Consider the following 17,330-nt stretch of genomic DNA (forward strand, 5'->3'; position numbering starts at 1 on the left):
TTTTATCCTTACTTCTTGCCGGACTTGCTATCAACTTTTGGGTTGAGACGACGCCACGCATGACGTTTCAGCATCACCCAGGCCCCACTGCCGACCAGCGCTGAAAGCAGCAATGCCGCCAGCGCCATCAGCACCGAGTGCTGGTTGGCATACCACACCACCATCATGTACCACGGCATTTCACCGCTCGGGAATTGCGGACCCACGCGGAAACTGCGAATGCCGTTCTCATCGGTGATGATGGCGGTATCGCCGCGAATTCCGGCGTTGATGCGCGCCGAATTCAGGTCTTCATGCAGGCGCAGCAGTTGCTGATCGCTGGTCGCCACCGTCATCACCACCAGGCGATCGCGGTTCCACGGCGAGCGATAGCTGACAAAGCCGCGCCATGCTTCGTTGGACGAGAAGTAACGATCGGCATCCAGCTGCTGGCGATACCAGTCGCCGGTCAGCCAGCCGCGCAGCTTGTCCCAGGTGTTCGGCTCTTTCACGCCCAGCGTGTTGCCGCTGGTTTCATACGGCGTGTTGACCAGCATTGCCTGGTTGAAGTCGTTGTTCTGCGTGGTGCTCACCGCTAACACATCGCTGCGCTGCAGGCGCGTCATGTTGGTGCCGCCGTTTGGCAGGCCAAACAGCACCTGGTTCTGCAGCAGCGGTACGCCAGTGGCGTTACCGGCACGTGATGCCATATCCAGCAGCGTAGCGATCTCCGCATCGCTCGGCTGTTGCGGCAGCAGCAGCGTGGTCTGCGAGAAGTCCGCCAGACGCGAGAACGGGAACGAGGCGCCAACAAAGTAAGAGAGGTTCGGCAGCATGGTGAAGTGGCGCGTGTGGCTCAGATCGATCCACGAATCCTCTTCAATGCGGCTCTTGATGTTGTTGTTCAGCAGCACGCCGCACGGTGCATCCGCTTTCGGCTTGATGTTGAAGTAGAGCGCCAGCTGGTTGTCACCGTAAATCAGGTACGGCTCGAGCTTCAGGGTGTAATGCTCCTGACGCGCGTCGCCACCCAGGCGATGCCAGGCGCTTTCCAGCAGGCCCACTTTGTTCACCGTCAGGTTGCGCAGGAAGGTGCCGTTGATCATCACGTTGAGGAACGAGTTGTTCTCATCAATCCAGCTTTCGGACGGGAAGCGATAGTGCAGCTCCACTGGAATGGTGTCGCCATCCCACATAAACAGATCCGGCGCGGCGCGGAAGTTGACGCTCAGCGCATCGTGCCAGATGCCGGTGGTGGTCAGGCTCTGATCTTTACGCAGCAGTTCGCTCAGGCGCACCGGACGCGTGGTGTTGATCCAGCGCGGAGCATCGTACGGTTTACGCATACCAATCGGCTGCGGTTGTACGTTCAGGCTGCTGGCATCGGTGGCCAGCGGCTGCGTGGTTAAACGGTTGGCGGCCTGACGCAGCTGATCGTCATTGGCGCCCACCACCAGCAGCAGTTTGTAGACCGGATTGTTGGGATTATCGATCACCTGCAGCAGCGGACCGCTGGTGGCGGGCAAGGTCACGGTGCCGATCTTATCGCCCGGATGTCCCACCAGAATGCCGTTGTGCTCAGGCAGATCGCCGCGCACCACCGGGAAACGAATCCCACGATAGTCCGACTGAATGCCCATCCACGATGCCACCAGCGCGGCGGCGCTGATGCTGTCCGGCGCGACATTGGCTGCAAAACCAAAGGTGACGCTGGCTGGCGTCATGCGCTGCGCATCGATAAACGGACGCGGGAAGTTGCGCAGGCTGGTGCCAATATTCAGCTGCTGGCCTTCGAGGCTCAGCGTGGTTTTGGGCAGAATCGCTACCTGATACTGCTGCGCGCTCTCTTTCTCGCACAGCAGCTTGTCGGCATCGTTAATCTTGAAGCTGAGGTTATTACTGGAGACCACCATCGCTGCCGGAATATCCAGCTGGTAGTCGCTGACGTCGCTGTCGCTCGAACCGAGCGGCAGAGTGCCGAGCGGCTGACCGTTCAGCATCAGCTGCAGCGACGTGTTGCGCGCCGCCAGTGCCGCCGAGACGCGCAGTGACAGATTGAGGCGCGCGTTGGTGATCACTTCATCGCTGGGCAGCGTGAAGACGATACCGGATTGCAGCTGACCGCCGGTGAGCGTAATGCCGCGCGGCTGGCCCATCTGCGCGACGGAAACGGTGGTACTGATCGGCTGATTGAGCGTTACCGCTGCGTTATCCGCAATGGCCGCAGGTGCAGTAGGAGCAACCGTTGGCAGCACCATCTCGGGCGCGGGTGCGGTTTCGCCTGGCGCGGGCTCTGCGGGCGCGTCGTTTTCCGTCACCGGTGCCGTTTCCGCTGGCGCGTACGGTGCCGCGCCTGCCGCCTGTTGCAGCTGCTGATCGGCCGCACTTTCCATGCCCTGCGGCGGAGGAACCTCAGACAGCGCACCGCTATCCTGAGTGACCGCCGGGGTTTCAGCCCACGCGGGCGCGAGCAGCAGCGCCGTTGCCAGCGAGCTTGCCAGCAACGTTTGCGTCAAATTCTTCATGCAGCGCTGTCCTCTTTTGCGGCGGGCTGGTTGTCACGCTTACGCTTCTCACGGCGATCTTTCCAGGTCAGCCAGAACAGCTCAAATACGGTACGAATAATGGTGCCAAGCGAAACCAGCGGGTTGTCCTGCTTGTACTCGGGCTGGATCCACGCATCGGCGCGCGCCAGCACCACACGCACCAGTTCACGGCGGCGCGACAGCGGCATATCGCCAAAGCGCAGACGGATGCTCTCGTCATCACCGGAGATTTTGCTTACCGGAATGGTGATGGTGCCGGATTTCAACAGCAGATCGATCTCTTCGATTTCATCCTGCTCATGACGATTGTCCGGCGCATCGAGCTGCGCACCGCCCATCGACAGATCGCTGGTTTGCGTGCGTGACGAGATGCCGCTGGCATAGTGAATCACCGCCGGAATCTGTACTTCGATACGGATGGTTTTACGCACCTGTTTGGTTTCACGCGCCACGGCAATGGCCGCCATCAGGATGATCAGGCTGAACACCGCCCAGCCGACGTTGAGTGCGATAACGTAAGGATCAACGCCAAAGTAGTCATGCGCCACCGCACGCACCACGCCCGCGATGATGCCAATCGACAGCAGCAGCGCGACAATCACGTGTGGACGCACGATGTGAAAATCGAAGAAGCCTTGATCGAGCAAACCGCCTTTATCCGTTACGTTAAATTTCCCGCGCTTCGGTGCCAGCATGGTCACCAGCGTGGGGATAACGAGGTGGAAGCACATCACGGTTTCGTAGATTTCGCCCCAGAAGGTGTAGCGGAACTTGCCGTTCATGCGCGAGTTGACGTAGAGCGACATCACCAGATGCGGCAATACATAGGCAAAAATCAGCGATGCCGACGAGTGGATGATATTCAGGTTAAACAGCAGGTACGCCAGCGGTGCCGTCAGGAACGCCACGCGCGGCAAGCCGAACTGGAAGTGCAGCATGGCGTTGAGGTAGCACAGACGCTGCTGCCACTTTAAACCCCGACCAAACAGCGGATTATCGACGCGGAAGATCTGCGTCATGCCGCGTGCCCAGCGGTTACGCTGCACCACGTGCAGACCCAGACGCTCGGTTGCCAGACCGGCCGCCAGCGGAATCGCCAGGAAGGCAGATCCCCAACCGAGGCGCTGCATTTTCAGCGCGGTGTGCGCATCTTCGGTGACGGTTTCTACCGCAAAACCACCGATCTCTTCCAGCGCGCTACGGCGGATCACCGCACAAGAGCCGCAGAAGAAGGTGGCGTTCCAGTTATCGTTACCCTGCTGGACCGGGCCGTAGAACAGCGAACCTTCGTTCGGGATGCTGCGCGCTGCGCGCAGGTTACGTTCGAACGGATCCGGTGAATAGAAGTAGTGCGGCGTCTGCAGCAGCGCCAGCTTTGGATCGTTCAGGAAGGGTCCCACCGTCGCCTGCAGGAAAGTGCGCGTGGCGACGTGGTCGCAGTCGAAGATGCAGATCAGTTCACCTTTGGTGATCTTCATCGCGTGGTTGAGGTTACCGGCTTTGGCGTGGCTGTTGTCGTCACGCGTGATGTAACCCACGCCAACGTCAGCCGCAAACACCGCAAACTCGCTGCGCTTACCATCATCCAGCAAATAGACCTTCAGCTTGTCGCGCGGATAATCAATACACTGCGCCGCCAGCACGGTATCACGCACTACATCCAGACTTTCGTTGTAGGTCGGTACATAGACGTCCACCGTCGGCCACAGGCTAATATCATCCGGCAGCGGCTCGATGGTGCGCTTTAATGGCCAGGTAGTTTGCAGGAAACCAAGAATTAAGATCAGCCAGACGTACAGTTCGGCCAGATATAAGCCGATACCCAGGATCGCTTCAATCTCTGAATTAAACTGCAGCGTCTCCGTGGTGCGCCACCAGATATATCGGGTCGACATCAGCGCGGAAAGGATAACCATCACAACGGTTATTTTGCGGCTTTTGCTGAAGCCCAGTAAAAACATCATCCCGATGCTGATCAAGCCAAAGATATATTGCTTTTGGCTGTCCATAGGCGTGATGACGATTACCGCTGCTACCGGTGCAAGCACCAGCAGTAGCAGGTAAAACCCGAGTTTACTCATGATTCACCCTGAAGAAGCTGTGTTGTTATTATGTGGCCGGATCCGGCCTCATTATTAATAGTGGCTGCGAATGGGGGCCTGAACTTCGCCGTTACCCACGGTGATATTCAGGATATTAGCCACGCGTTTCGCCACTAATTCGATATCAAACGCAGCTGCAGAAGCCGGGCTGAAATCATAAACGGATTGTTGCGAGGCATTGGCTTCCGCGACGCTTTCATCACGATGTACCACGCCTAATAAATTCTCACCTAAACGCTGCTGCATAAATTCCGTGACTTCACGGCTAATATTGCGGCGGTTATCGCTCTGGTTAAGCACAAAATAATGACCCCGTTTATTATTTAGGGGCTGACCAATCATGCGGTCATTTTCTATTTGCGGCAGTAGAGAGACCGATGCGGTATCTGCCAGCATCACCACTACATGCATATCGGCAAGCGCGGTCATGGCTTTAAGCGCAGGGCCCGGGCCCGGAGGAAAATCGGCAATGATGACCAATCCCGGATAGTTCAGTACCGTGTCCAGACCGCGCTGCAGGAAGTGGGGATCTTTTACCAGGTTCTCTTCAAAACGTTCGCGCTGCTCTTCGGTGACATCGCCATACGGCATAACGAAAATATTGCCGCCGGTGGTCAGAATGGATTGGCTCCAGTCGGCTTGATCTGCAGAGCGCGCCACAAAACCGCGACCATCATTGAGCGGCACGCCGAAATGCAGGCGCAGGGCATTCTGAACATCAAAATCGATTGCCAATACCTTGCTGCCAGCGCGAGCCAGACTCCACGCAAGGTTGGCCGCCATGGTGGTTTTCCCTACTCCCCCTTTTGGCGAGCACACACAAACTAACGGCATAGCGCAATCTTCTCCAGTAGCGGTTTTAACGGTGTTTCTTTGGCAAGGTTAGCAGGTTCAGCAGGACGCGAGCGGAACAGAGCACCAAAACGGGACGGTGCAGACGCGGCCGGACGTGCCGGTTCAACCGGTGCGGCAAAGGTAGATGCCGGTGCGACCGCGAGCGGTGCTGGCGCGACAGGCGCGGGAGCAATCGGTGCCGGTTCGGCGGCAGCCGCAGGCTGAACCGCAGGCGCTGCAGCAGGTTTAGCCGGCGGGAACAGTGAGGTGGCGGCCTGGCGCTCAACCAGCGTGGCTTTCGGCGCAAGCGGCATTGATGCTGGCGCGGATTTAGCTGGGGCGGGCGGGAACAGGGACGAACGGCTCGCCGCTGGGACCGCGGCAGACGCGCTCACACTATCGAGAATCGATCCGCGTGAGGTGGTCTGAACTGGCGCTGGCGGTGCACTGAATTCATCACCGCTAATGGGCTGAGGTTGCGGCATATCAATGCGCTGACCGCTGCCTAATTCTGGCTCTTGATCGGTAGCCAATTGGCGGAGTAACGCCCACTGGCTTTGATCGGCTTCCTGCGATTGGCCGGACATGTCCTTAAAAGCGATGTCAAGCGTCTGCGTTTTCTCTTTAAAACGCTGCAGATCGTCGTAATTCTTCATGATCAGAGCCTGTAAAAACGGGAGGGAATTTTCCGCGAATATATCACACACATTAAGAGACGGTGAGACAAATCTGATTATTAAAACGTCGTATTCAATAAAAGAATTCTATCTTTCTGATTGAAAAACTGGGAATGCAAAAAGCGTGCAATTGTTTATTGACGGGGATTAATTAGTATCAATTAACAGAAATAGTGACGCGCGGGATTTTAACCTAAGCTACTGAAAATACTCTACTGCGCTGCAAGTTATGGATTTTATTCCAATGTGATGAAGCTCACGCAATCCTGACTAAAATAAGAATTTGCCTTTACGCTTTATATCCTAATCAGGACCAATTGATTACTGATTCATTCAGGTTATGCTTTTTAAAGCACCTTGATGAGGCGGTTCTCAGCCGTTAATTTCCCTGATGTATTACATTGCCAAAAAGAAAGGCTCCCGCGGGAGCCTTCAACCATCATTGGCGTTAATTTATAGCGTGCCCACCGGCTGATTTTCATCCTGATCAACCGCGAAGCAGGCAATTTGCTGATCGCCATACTGCTTCAGCTTTGGCTGCAGCTGAACACAGGTGCCAAAACGACGGCGGCAGCGCGCGTTAAACGCACAGCCTGGCGGCGGATTGAGCGGGCTCGGCAGTTCGCCTGTCAGCTTAATACGCTCGCGACGGTCGTCTGGATTGAGACGCGGTGTCGCCGACAGCAGCGCCTGGGTGTAAGGGTGGCGCGGATTGCTGAAGATCGCCTCTTTGCTGCCCTTCTCCACGCAGCGACCGAGATACATCACCATCACCTCATCAGCGATGTGCTCCACCACCGACAGGTCATGCGAGATGAAGACGTAGGACAGACCTAAATCCTGCTGCAAATCCATCATCAGATTGAGCACCTGCGCGCGCACCGACACATCGAGGGCGGAAACAGGTTCATCGGCAATCAGCACGTCCGGATCGAGCATCAGGCCGCGTGCGATAGCGATACGCTGGCGCTGTCCGCCGGAGAACATGTGCGGATAGCGATCATAATGCTCGGTTTTCAGGCCAACTTTCGCCATCATCTCCAGCGTTTTTTCTTTGCGTTCCGCTTTGGTCAGCGAGGTGTTGATCACCAGCGGCTCTTCAAGAATCTGGCTGATTTTCTTGCGCGGATTGAGCGAGCCGTACGGGTTCTGGAACACGATCTGGATTTTCTGGCGACGCAGTTTCTGCGCCTGCGGATCGTGCTTCAACAGATCCTGACCGTGCCAGAAGAGCTGGCCTTCGGTCGGTGTTTCAATCATGGTCAGCAAGCGGCCCAGCGTCGATTTACCGCAGCCGGATTCACCCACCACCGCCAGCGTTTTGCCGCGTTCGAGGTTGAACGACACGCCATCCAGCGCTTTTACCAGACGTTCCTGGCCGAACAGACCTTTCTTCACCGGGTAGTGTTTTTTCAGGTCAATTGCCTGCAGCAGGTAATCCTGCTGGTTGTTATCAAGACTCATAAGTCGGTCTCCCGGCATCATCCAATGGGAAGTGACATTTGGCCTGACGGCCCGGAATGTCGCGCAGCTCCGGCTCTTCGCGGCGGCAGCGATCGGTTACGTACGGGCAGCGTGGATTCAACAGACAGCCGGTTGGGCGATCGTATTTACCCGGCACCACGCCCGGCAGCGACGCCAGACGCGCTTTGTCCGCAGCAAATTCCGGCAACGCGCGCAGCAGCGCTTGCGTGTAGGGATGACGCGGTGCTTTGAAGATATCCACCGCTTTACCGCTCTCCACCACCTGACCGGCATACATCACGATGATGTGCTGAGCCGCTTCGGCCACCAGCGCCAGATCGTGGGTAATCAGGATCAGCGCCATGTTCTCCTGCTTCTGCAACTCCAGCAGCAGTTCGATGATTTGCGCCTGAATGGTGACGTCGAGCGCCGTAGTCGGCTCATCGGCAATCAGCAGCTTCGGTTTGCAGGCAATCGCCATGGCGATCATCACGCGTTGGCTCATCCCGCCAGAAAGCTGGTGCGGATAGACATCCAGACGCGATGCCGCATCGGGAATGCCCACCTGATCGAGCAGATCAACCGCGCGCTGACGACGGGTACGTTTACTGCCGCCCTGATGCACCTTGAGCGCTTCCATAATCTGGAAACCTACGGTGTAGCACGGATTGAGGCTGGTCATCGGGTCCTGGAAAATCATCGCCACTTCAGCACCAACCAGTTGGCGGCGCTCTTTTTCGGAGATTTTCTGCAGGTCGCGCCCGTTGAATTCCAGTTTTTCGGCCATCACGCGGCCGGGATAATCAATCAGGCCCATGATCGCCAGCGAGCTGACCGATTTACCGGAACCCGATTCACCGACAATACCAACCACCTGGCCCTGCTCGACCTGATAACTAATGCGGTCAACTGCACGGAACGGTGTCTTTTCGTCGCCGAAATGCACCGATAACTTATCTACATTTAATAACGCCATCTCGGTGCCTCTTTACTGCTTGAGTTTCGGGTCGAGTGCATCACGCAAACCATCGCCCATGAGGTTGAATGCCAGAACCGTCAGCAAAATGGTCACGCCAGGGAACGTCACCACCCACCAGGCACTTTGCGCATACTGCAACACGTCGGAGAGCATGGTGCCCCACTCCGGCGTTGGCGGTTGCGCCCCCATACCGAGAAAGCCCAACGCCGCCATATCAAGGATGGCGTTGGAGAAGCCTAATGATGCCTGCACGATCAGCGGTGCCAGGCAGTTAGGCAGAATATTGATAAACATCTGACGCAGCGTGCCAGCTCCCGCCACGCTCGACGCGGTGACGTAGTCGCGGTTGACTTCAACCAGCACCGCAGCACGTGTCAGACGGATGTAGTGCGGCAGCGCCACGAAGGTGATGGCCAGCGAAGCATTGACGATCGACGGACCGAAGATCGCCACTAACACCAATGCCAGCAGCAGGCTTGGCAGCGCCAGCATGATGTCGACCACGCGCATAATAATCGCGTCCACCACGCCGCCGAGATAGCCGGCCATCAAACCGAATATCACGCCAAGAATCAGCGACAGCACGACGACCATGCAGCCCACCAGCAGCGACAGGCGAGCACCGTACATCAGACGCGACAGCACATCGCGGCCCACGTCATCGGTACCAAGGATGTAGCTCCAGTTGCCGCCTTCCTGCCAGACCGGTGGATGCAGCAAGGCATCGCGGAACTGTTCAGCCGGTGCGTGCGGTGCCAGCACATCGGCAAAGATGGCGATTAACAGCATCAGAACGATGTAAACCAGGCCGATAACCGCGCCTTTATTACGTTTGAAGTAGTGCCAGAATTCCTGTAACGGGGTCATCGGCTTGGGTGCAGCAGTTACGCTTGCGGGATCAACAGCAGACATGATTCCCCCTTATTTCTTATGACGGATACGTGGATTGACCACGCCGTACAACAGATCAACCAGCAGGTTGACCACGATGATCAGAATCGCCACCAGCAATACGCCGCCCTGTACCACCGGATAGTCACGGCGTTGCAGCGCTTCGATCAGCCAGCGGCCGAGTCCCGGCCACGAGAAGATGGTTTCGGTCAGGATCGCACCGGCCAGCAGCGTACCGACCTGCAAGCCAATCACAGTGACCACCGGCAGCATGGCGTTACGCAGCGCATGCACCACAATCACGCGCATGCGCGTCAAACCTTTGGCGCGCGCGGTGCGGATGTAGTCTTCACCCAGCACTTCCAGCATGGAGGAGCGCGTCATACGCACAATCACCGCCAGCGGAATGGTGCCAAGCACGATGGCCGGTAAAATCATGTGCATCACGGCATCTTTGAAATCGCCCGGTTCACCCCACAGCAGCGTATCAATCAGCATAAAGCCGGTGAGCGGATGGCTGTCGTCAAGGAAGATGATGTCGCTGACGCGCCCGGAGACCGGCGTAAGGTTCCACTGCACCGAGACCAGCATGATCAGCATGATGCCCCACCAGAAAATCGGCATCGAGTAACCGGTGAGCGAGATGCCTACGGCGGTGTGATCGAAGATTGAGCCGCGTTTTACCGCTGCCAGCACACCAACAGGAATACCCACTGCAACCGCGAACAACATGGCGCAGATGCCCAGTTCCAGCGTGGCTTTAAAACGAGGAACGAATTCGTCCCAGACCGGGATGCGGCTTTTCAGCGAGATGCCAAGGTCGCCGTGCAATACACCATTGATGTAGGTGAGATATTGCTTCCACATCGGCTGATCGAGGCCAAACTGCGCCATCAGCTGAGCGTGACGTTCGGGGGAGATGCCGCGTTCACCGGCCATGATCAGTACCGGATCGCCGGGGATCAAGTGGACAAACGCGAAGGTCAATAACGTGATACCGATGAACGTTGGGATGACAAGGCCCAAACGTCGGAGTATGAATTGCAGCATAAGCCTGGTTCTCTGACATTTCCCATAGCGTTACCGCCGGGGACAACATTGCTCAACACTCGCAGCCAGCCATAGGCGGACGCGACGCAAGAAGCGCTTCATTAGTAGAATTAGCCGGAAAAAAAGAGCGGAATACGGGCGGCGAAGGTGCCGCCCGAGGGCCAGCAATGCTGGCCCTAACCGCGATAATCCGAAAGGTTATTCCTGGATATCGACGTTTTCGAAGTGATGTTTACCTAATGGATCAACCACATAACCAGATACTTTCTTGCTCACTGGCTCATATACGGTTGAGTGGGCGATGATCAGCGCCGGAGCCTGGTCATGCATCACTACCTGAGCCTGTTTGTACAGCTCAATACGTTTGTTGTGATCGGCTTCAGCACGTGCTGGCTGAATCAGATCTTCAAACGGCTTGTAGCACCAACGTGAGTAGTTCGAACCGTCTTTCGCCGCTGCACAGCTGAACAGCGTAGCGAAGAAGTTATCCGGATCCCCATTATCACCGGTCCAGCCCATCATGACGGTCTGGTGTTCCCCGGCTTTCGCGCGTTTCAGGTACTCGCCCCATTCGAAGGTAACGATTTTGGCTTTCACGCCAATTTTCGCCCAGTCAGCCTGAACCATTTCTGCCATACGGCGTGCGTTCGGGTTGTATGGACGTTGTACCGGCATGGCCCACAGGTCGATTGAGAAGCCATCTGGCATGCCCGCTTCTTTCAGCAGCGCTTTAGCTTTCTCAGGATCGTAGGCGTAATCTTTGATGTCGTCGTTGTAGCCCCACATGGTTGGCGGGATCAGGTTTTTCGCGGCCTGGCCAGCGCCCTGATAAACGGCATCAATAATGGCTTGTTTGTTCACCGCCATGGTCAGTGCCTGACGCACTTTCACGTTATCCAGCGGTTTTTTCTCGGTGTTGAACGACAGGTAACCGACGTTCAGACCAGGCTGCTCCATCAGATTAATTTTGTCGTCTTTCTTCATGCTGGCGATGTCGGCCGGATTCGGGTACGGCATAACCTGGCACTCACCCTTCTGCAGTTTGGCGTAACGGACAGAAGCATCTGGCGTGATGGAGAACACTAAGCGATCAATCTTCGGCTTGGTACCCCAGAAGTCTGGGTTAGCTTTATACAGAATGCGCGAATCTTTCTGATATTGCTGCAGCACGAATGGACCGGTGCCCACTGGATTGAGGTCCAGCTTCTCTGGCGTGCCCGCTTTCAGCATGTTGTCGGCGTACTCTTTTGACAGAATTGAAGCGAAGTCCATACCGAGGTCAGCGATGAACGGCGCTTCTGGACGGGTCAGGGTGAAGCGTACGGTGTAATCGTCAACTTTTTCGATTTTGGCGATCAGCTTAGGCATGTCCATGCCTTCGAAGTATTCGTAGCTGCCGCCAGAAACACCGTGATATTTGTTGTTTTTGTCGAGCTGACGCTCGAAGGAGAACACGACGTCATCGGCATTGAAGGTGCGGGTTGGCTTGAAGTCTTTGGTCGATTGCCACTTCACGCCCTGGCGCAGATGGAAGGTGTAGGTTTTACCGTCCGCGCTGACATCCCATTTTTCTGCCAGACCTGGCTGCAGCTCGGTGGTACCGGTTTTGAACTCAACCAGACGGTTGTAGATCGGTACGGAGCTAGCATCGTAGGTGGTGCCCGATGTGAAGAGCTGCGGGTTGAAGCCTTCAGGCGAACCTTCTGAACAATAAACGAGGGTTTTCGCCTGGACACCAGCGGCAACGGTCATAGCAATCAGGCTGAGACCGACCTTCAGCATCCTGGATTTAGCCAGGGAGTTGATCATGTTTTGCTCCATTGTGATGTGATGTTGTGTGCGTCGCCCGACCTCTGATTTTTTTATGCGGTTCGGGCAGGTCAATTAAGCGTAAGCAAAATGTGAGCGGTTATTTTTGCCGGGGACATTGTCAGGCAGGTCCGTCTCTACATTTTATTGACGCATCAATTTGTCAACAGTTGCAATAAACGTCAATACAGTGTGGGGTTATTTACACAGAGTGTGAGTAAGTGCAAGCAACGATAAAAAACACCCTTATTGCGCTGAGCCAAAATTTAAAAAGGTGATAAAGCACTCAATGCCGCGTGATTATCTGGCTATGTAGCCAAATGACAGTGATTATCACCGCTAAAAAACATACAAAAGTTATTGGTAAATGTTGAATATCTGAACGATTCTTCGTGCGTTATGACGTTCAGGCAGCGGAATGTGCTAGTAAAATGGCATAAGAAATCAGCATGATGCATAAACCGGTCATAAGAAGAATGTGTCACGAATTAAGCGGGCGGGTTCGATTTGGCGTGGGGTGCAGAGATGAAAGTGGACATAATGGTGATTATTTCGGGTTTAACTGGCGGAACGGGTGTATTTACGGGTTTTGCTGTTTGCTCGTTGCGGTGCTCAGGAAAGGCGGCTCGAACGCAAAGACGGCGTGAATACGTCCCTGTAGCCTCGGCCGCCGCATCCCTGCGGCGGACGCTTTGCTAACCGAGCCGCCTTCCCATCGCCTGCACGTGTGGTTGCGCTTTCAAACAGAGCGCAGCGGTCCAATGTGGTGATCCGCCAAATTACAGACGAAAAAAAACCTGCTTATAAAAGCAGGTTTCTTCAAAGATGGTCGGCGAGAGAGGATTCGAACCTCCGACCCACTGGTCCCAAACCAGTTGCGCTACCAAGCTGCGCTACTCGCCGATGGGGGCGCATATTACTGCGCCGCTAAAAAAGCGTCAATCCCTTTTGCTGAAAACCCATCTGATCGCCTGGAAAGCAAGCAGCACCTTAAAAGCCCTGCTGCTCAATGGGTTCGGCGTAGCGGTCGCCATTAATGGAGACCCCAGGATATTACAGCGTTTTAGCTGGAGTACCCGCAGGTGCCTGGCACCAGTTATTGGCAGCTTTGATCCCGCCATCTGGCGAGGTATAACCCAGGCAGCCCAAAATGGTGTCGAACAACTCAACATGACGATGCGTTTTGCCGACGCGCTGTTGCGCTTGTAAGCGCTCAAAGTTGCTACGGTTGGTGGGATCGTCCAGATACTTATCGGAAGCCCACACCATCATTGGCACGCGGAATTGCTCCGGTGGCGCCATCTCACGCGGCGTACCGTGCAGATGCATATTCTCACTGATCGATTCACCATGGTCGGCGGCATAGAACACTATCGCCTTCTTATCACGCAGCTGATCGAGCACGCTATCCAGCATGGTATCAACGTATAAAACCGAGTTGTCATAAGCATTGATCAACTGCGCTTTGCTGCAGGTTTCATCAACTCCCATACACTCCGGCTTGTAGCGAGCGAAGTCGCGCGGGTAGCGCTGCGAATAGAGATAATGCGACCCTTTGGTGTGCAGGATGACCACATGCTTACCTTTAGGGAAACGCTGCAATGATGCCTGCAGTTCCGGCACTAACAGCATGTCATCTACCGCTTTGCCCTGATTGCGCTTCTCTGAGCCAATCTGCTCGCGGAATGAGAAGTTGTTGGTGTTGGCGTTATCGTAGAACCACACTTCGCTCTGCATCGCGAACAGTTCGGAGGTAAAGCCCAGCTCTTTCAGCACGGCGAAAATATTCTGTTCTTTCAGCGTACGTCCTGGATTGTCCATGGTGCCGCCTTCGCGTACGAACATACAGCGCAGCGACAGCTTGGTGGCGGTATCACAAGACTCGCCGCGGAAGGCGACCAGATTTTTTTCTTTTGACAGCTTCGGCGTGGTATCGCGATCGTAGCCCAGCATCCCCATGTGATCCCAGCGCGTGGTTTCGCCAATCACAAACACCATATAGGTATCGTCGATGCCCGGCGGTGCGACGTAGGTAAACTGCTTCGCCGGATCAAGCAACTCTTTGCCATCCCACTCTTCATCCATTTTGGTCCAGGCAAACAGTCCCAGCGCGGCGATCCAGTTTGATGGCAGATACGAGTGTGCGACCACACCACCGTAGCTCGGTAAATCGATATTGGTGATCTCTTCGTTAACCTTCTGCAACTTGTCAAAATAGCGAATAGGCAGCCATACCAACGCCACGCTCAGCAACAAAATCACCGTCGGTTTAAGACGCTGACCCGGCGTTTTCAGCTGTTCGAACAGTGTCAGACTCAGGTTATTGCGCCAAATCAGCAGCAGCGGAAGTGCGCTCACCAGCACCATCCACAGCACGAAGCGCAGGCCAATCACTTCTTTCGAGAGATCAACATCGGTGGTCATCACTGACGCGATAATGCCGTAGCCAATCACCACGTTGAAGAACGCCATGTAATAGGCGGCTGCCACCGAAATGATCACGATGAGGCTGGCAAGAATGCGATAAGCCCATTTGCCACCCAGTGATAGCAAGCGCATCAGGAAGAAGGTCAGCAACACGGCGGCCATCACTTCTGCCGCTGCAGAGAGCCAATTAGAGAGGTTTGATTTCGTTAAAAAACCGTCAAAACGGCGATAAAATATCGGTAAATTCAGCAAGATACCGAGATATAAAGCAAGCAGCAATGACAGCTTTTGCTGCGTTAAACTTTTAATATAATTCATGAAAATATCTATTCCCGACCTGGTGTCGTTGTATCAACCGTAATGTGACTATTTAAAGACAGCAGAGTTCGCTAAACCGCAGAAAAAGCGTGACGCAACGTACAGGATCGGGACGATTCCGACTGGCGATATGGCGATGGCGCGAAGCCGAGCAGTAGAACATTTAACCAATGGTAAGACCAGAGAAATTTGCTTATCGATCCGGGAACGCCGATCTTCAGATATAAAAAAGGCTCCCGCAGGAGCCTTGCATTCTCATCACTCGCAATTAGTTGATGATATTCAGCGTGACATCGATGTTGCCGCGCGTCGCGTTTGAGTATGGGCAAACGATATGAGCAGCATCAACCAGCTTTTGCGCTTCAGCAGCGTCCATGGCTGGCAGGTGGATATTCAGCTTGGCTTCGATACCAAAACCGTTCGGGATTGGACCAATACCGACTTCGCCTTCAATCCACGCATCTTTTGGCATCGCAATTTTGTCACGGCCCGCCACAAACTTCATTGCGCCGAGGAAACAGGCTGAGTAACCCGCCGCAAACAGCTGCTCTGGGTTGGTGACTTCGCCGCCAGCGCCGCCCATCTCTTTTGGCACGCCCAGTTTCACATCCAGCACGTTGTCAGAAGAAGTCGCACGACCATCACGACCGCCGGTAGCTTTAGCTTTTGCAGTGTAAACAACTTGTTCTAAAGACATAATAACCTCATTTATTCGCTATATAATCGCGCACTACTTATTATGCGCAAACCTGAACTTCATTAAGGGATGCCGAGACAGCGACTTCCCGTTGGTGTAATTAGTTGGCGTGATACAAGCTGTCGCGCAATTCGTCCAGCTGCCCTTTCAGCTGCGCCATCGCCTGATCATCACAGGCGGTTGCGCACTGAATGGCTTCGGGAATGGTTTCCGCTTTATCACGCAAGGCGCGACCTTCATCAGTCAGCGTCACCACCACCTGGCGCTCATCCTGGCGTGAACGCTGACGGCGCAGTAAACCGGCGCTCTCCAGACGTTTCAGCAGCGGCGTTAGCGTCGCCGAATCAAGAAACAGCTGCTCGCCAATCTCCGAGACCGTCACATCGTCCTGATTCCACAACACCAGCATCACCAGATATTGCGGATAGGTAATCTCCAGCTTTGACAGCAGCTGGCGATAGACTTTGTGCATCGCGAGGTTCGCCGAATACAGTGCGAAGCAGAGCTGCTGATCTAACTGCAGTGGCGCCTGCTTCACTTTTTTGTCATCTTGATTACTGTTCATGAGGTTCAATATAAATAGCGCGCTAGATAATTGCAAGCGACTTTTCTCTGGGAGAGTGAAATATGCGAGATTCACTGGAAGAGCAAGCGCGCCGTTATGCCACTGAGGCGCACGCCGCTGCCGGCCAGCGCCGTAAATACACTGATGAGCCCTATATCGTGCATCCGGCAGCCGTGGCCGAACTGGTGCGCAGCGTCACCGATGATGAAGAGATGATTGCCGCCGCCTGGCTGCATGACACAGTAGAAGATACCCCCAGCACAATAGACGATATTGAGCGTCATTTCGGCCCGCGCGTGGCGGAGTTGGTTGATATGCTCACCGACAGCGCGCAGCCTGCAGCCAAAAATCGTGCAGCGCGTAAGCTGGCGCACTTTCGTCATACCGCGGATGCCTCGCCCGAAGCGCAAACCATCAAACTGGCCGACATCATCGATAACACCCGCGCCATCGTGCAGTACGATGCCGACTTTGCGCGTGTTTACCTTGTGGAAAAACAGGTTCAGATACAGCTATTACGTGACGGCGATCGCCATTTGTGGCAGCAGGCGGATCAAACCATTAAACAAGGGCTTGCGCAGTTAGCGCAGCCACCACACAGCGTGCCCGAGAGTTGGTTCGTGAAACAGGCGGCGAAGTATGGCGGCAAAAATAAAAAAACCCGCCATAGAGGCGGGTTGGAGCTCTCCCAATTAGGGATCACTCCAGCAGTTGACGCCCTAAATAGGGGTTGGCCTGCAACAGCTTCATCAGTTTGCGCGCCGTAGCGGAAGGACGTGTACGTTGCGCCTCCCAACTTTTAACTGACGAGACGCTCACCCCCATCACGCGGGCGAAAATGGACCGCCCCCGTTAGTTTTGGCTGCGTGTGTGGGGGCCGCCCTTCCCCCCGTCCCGGGGGAAGCCCGGGGGGGGGGTCGCAATCCCGCAGCGGGGGGCGCACGGGGATCGGGGGGGGGGTGCTGCGGGCCCCACGGGCGCGGTGACCGAAA

General features: G+C 55.4%; 12 protein-coding genes, 1 tRNA gene and 2 pseudogenes. 1 reads left to right on the plus strand and 14 read right to left on the minus strand.

What is annotated here, in order from left to right:
• Positions 1-8: 8 nt before the first annotated feature.
• The 13 genes from bcsB to AC790_RS14945 form a co-directional block, all read right to left on the minus strand.
• A complete protein-coding gene (bcsB, locus tag AC790_RS14885; RefSeq protein ID WP_049852291.1) occupies positions 9-2,504 on the minus strand; it encodes a cellulose biosynthesis cyclic di-GMP-binding regulatory protein BcsB in 2,496 nt (831 codons plus the stop codon).
• Positions 2,501-4,606 (minus strand): UDP-forming cellulose synthase catalytic subunit, encoded by a 2,106-nt coding sequence (gene bcsA / locus AC790_RS14890; RefSeq protein WP_007890822.1) that lies wholly within the window; start codon positions 4,604-4,606, stop codon positions 2,501-2,503. Before bcsA ends, bcsB begins: the two co-directional genes overlap by 4 nt.
• Before the next feature lie 54 nt (positions 4,607-4,660).
• Positions 4,661-5,461: a cellulose biosynthesis protein BcsQ gene (gene bcsQ / locus AC790_RS14895; RefSeq protein ID WP_007890821.1), complete on the minus strand. Its 801-nt coding sequence runs from the start codon at positions 5,459-5,461 to the stop codon at positions 4,661-4,663.
• The gene (bcsO, locus tag AC790_RS14900) at positions 5,452-6,117 is read right to left on the minus strand and encodes a cellulose biosynthesis protein BcsO (RefSeq protein WP_049852292.1); all 666 of its coding nucleotides are present in this window, start codon (positions 6,115-6,117) and stop codon (positions 5,452-5,454) included. Before bcsO ends, bcsQ begins: the two co-directional genes overlap by 10 nt.
• A 474-nt stretch (positions 6,118-6,591) precedes the next feature.
• A complete protein-coding gene (gene dppF, locus AC790_RS14905; protein WP_007890819.1) occupies positions 6,592-7,602 on the minus strand; it encodes a dipeptide ABC transporter ATP-binding subunit DppF in 1,011 nt (336 codons plus the stop codon).
• On the minus strand, positions 7,592-8,578 hold the full coding sequence (gene dppD / locus AC790_RS14910; protein WP_049852293.1) for a dipeptide ABC transporter ATP-binding protein: 987 nt from the start codon (positions 8,576-8,578) through the stop codon (positions 7,592-7,594). Before dppD ends, dppF begins: the two co-directional genes overlap by 11 nt.
• Positions 8,579-8,590: 12 nt before the next feature.
• Positions 8,591-9,493, minus strand: a complete 903-nt coding sequence (dppC, locus tag AC790_RS14915) for a dipeptide ABC transporter permease DppC (RefSeq protein ID WP_049852294.1) — start codon at positions 9,491-9,493, stop codon at positions 8,591-8,593.
• A 9-nt stretch (positions 9,494-9,502) separates the two neighbouring features.
• Positions 9,503-10,522, minus strand: a complete 1,020-nt coding sequence (dppB, locus tag AC790_RS14920) for a dipeptide ABC transporter permease DppB (protein ID WP_007890814.1) — start codon at positions 10,520-10,522, stop codon at positions 9,503-9,505.
• A gap of 198 nt (positions 10,523-10,720) precedes the next feature.
• The gene (gene dppA / locus AC790_RS14925; RefSeq protein ID WP_007890813.1) at positions 10,721-12,331 is read right to left on the minus strand and encodes a dipeptide ABC transporter periplasmic-binding protein DppA; all 1,611 of its coding nucleotides are present in this window, start codon (positions 12,329-12,331) and stop codon (positions 10,721-10,723) included.
• Positions 12,332-13,157: 826 nt separating this feature from the next.
• A tRNA-Pro gene (locus AC790_RS14930) sits at positions 13,158-13,234 on the minus strand.
• Between the two features lie 150 nt (positions 13,235-13,384).
• On the minus strand, positions 13,385-15,076 hold the full coding sequence (gene eptB, locus AC790_RS14935) for a kdo(2)-lipid A phosphoethanolamine 7''-transferase (protein WP_049852295.1): 1,692 nt from the start codon (positions 15,074-15,076) through the stop codon (positions 13,385-13,387).
• A 268-nt stretch (positions 15,077-15,344) separates the two neighbouring features.
• Entirely contained in the window at positions 15,345-15,773 is a 429-nt protein-coding gene (locus AC790_RS14940; RefSeq protein WP_007890809.1) for an organic hydroperoxide resistance protein, read from the minus strand.
• A gap of 100 nt (positions 15,774-15,873) precedes the next feature.
• Positions 15,874-16,338, minus strand: a complete 465-nt coding sequence (locus AC790_RS14945) for a MarR family winged helix-turn-helix transcriptional regulator (RefSeq protein ID WP_007890808.1) — start codon at positions 16,336-16,338, stop codon at positions 15,874-15,876.
• 62 nt (positions 16,339-16,400) lie between these two features.
• Here AC790_RS14945 and AC790_RS14950 point away from each other — a divergent pair.
• Positions 16,401-16,985: pseudogene (locus AC790_RS14950) on the plus strand (HD domain-containing protein); the annotation flags it as partial.
• 52 nt (positions 16,986-17,037) lie between these two features.
• On the opposite strand, the pseudogene AC790_RS24300 reads toward AC790_RS14950, so the two are convergent.
• Positions 17,038-17,175, minus strand: a pseudogene (locus tag AC790_RS24300) (transcriptional regulator); the annotation flags it as partial.
• Between the last annotated feature and the right edge of the window lie 155 nt (positions 17,176-17,330).

It is taken from the genome of Pantoea sp. RIT-PI-b, from assembly GCF_001187905.1.
Lineage (GTDB): Bacteria > Pseudomonadota > Gammaproteobacteria > Enterobacterales > Enterobacteriaceae > Pantoea > Pantoea nemavictus.

Bases quoted from the DNA above. Each gene is read 5' to 3' on its own strand.
- bcsB (WP_049852291.1), bottom strand. From the start codon at position 2,504: ATGAAGAATTTGACGCAAACGTTGCTGGCAAGCTCGCTGGCAACGGCG.
- bcsA (WP_007890822.1), bottom strand. From the start codon at position 4,606: ATGAGTAAACTCGGGTTTTACCTGCTACTGCTGGTGCTTGCACCGGTA.
- bcsQ (WP_007890821.1), bottom strand. From the start codon at position 5,461: ATGCCGTTAGTTTGTGTGTGCTCGCCAAAAGGGGGAGTAGGGAAAACC.
- bcsO (WP_049852292.1), bottom strand. From the start codon at position 6,117: ATGAAGAATTACGACGATCTGCAGCGTTTTAAAGAGAAAACGCAGACG.
- dppF (WP_007890819.1), bottom strand. From the start codon at position 7,602: ATGAGTCTTGATAACAACCAGCAGGATTACCTGCTGCAGGCAATTGAC.
- dppD (WP_049852293.1), bottom strand. From the start codon at position 8,578: ATGGCGTTATTAAATGTAGATAAGTTATCGGTGCATTTCGGCGACGAA.
- dppC (WP_049852294.1), bottom strand. From the start codon at position 9,493: ATGTCTGCTGTTGATCCCGCAAGCGTAACTGCTGCACCCAAGCCGATG.
- dppB (WP_007890814.1), bottom strand. From the start codon at position 10,522: ATGCTGCAATTCATACTCCGACGTTTGGGCCTTGTCATCCCAACGTTC.
- dppA (WP_007890813.1), bottom strand. From the start codon at position 12,331: ATGATCAACTCCCTGGCTAAATCCAGGATGCTGAAGGTCGGTCTCAGC.
- eptB (WP_049852295.1), bottom strand. From the start codon at position 15,076: ATGAATTATATTAAAAGTTTAACGCAGCAAAAGCTGTCATTGCTGCTT.
- AC790_RS14940 (WP_007890809.1), bottom strand. From the start codon at position 15,773: ATGTCTTTAGAACAAGTTGTTTACACTGCAAAAGCTAAAGCTACCGGC.
- AC790_RS14945 (WP_007890808.1), bottom strand. From the start codon at position 16,338: ATGAACAGTAATCAAGATGACAAAAAAGTGAAGCAGGCGCCACTGCAG.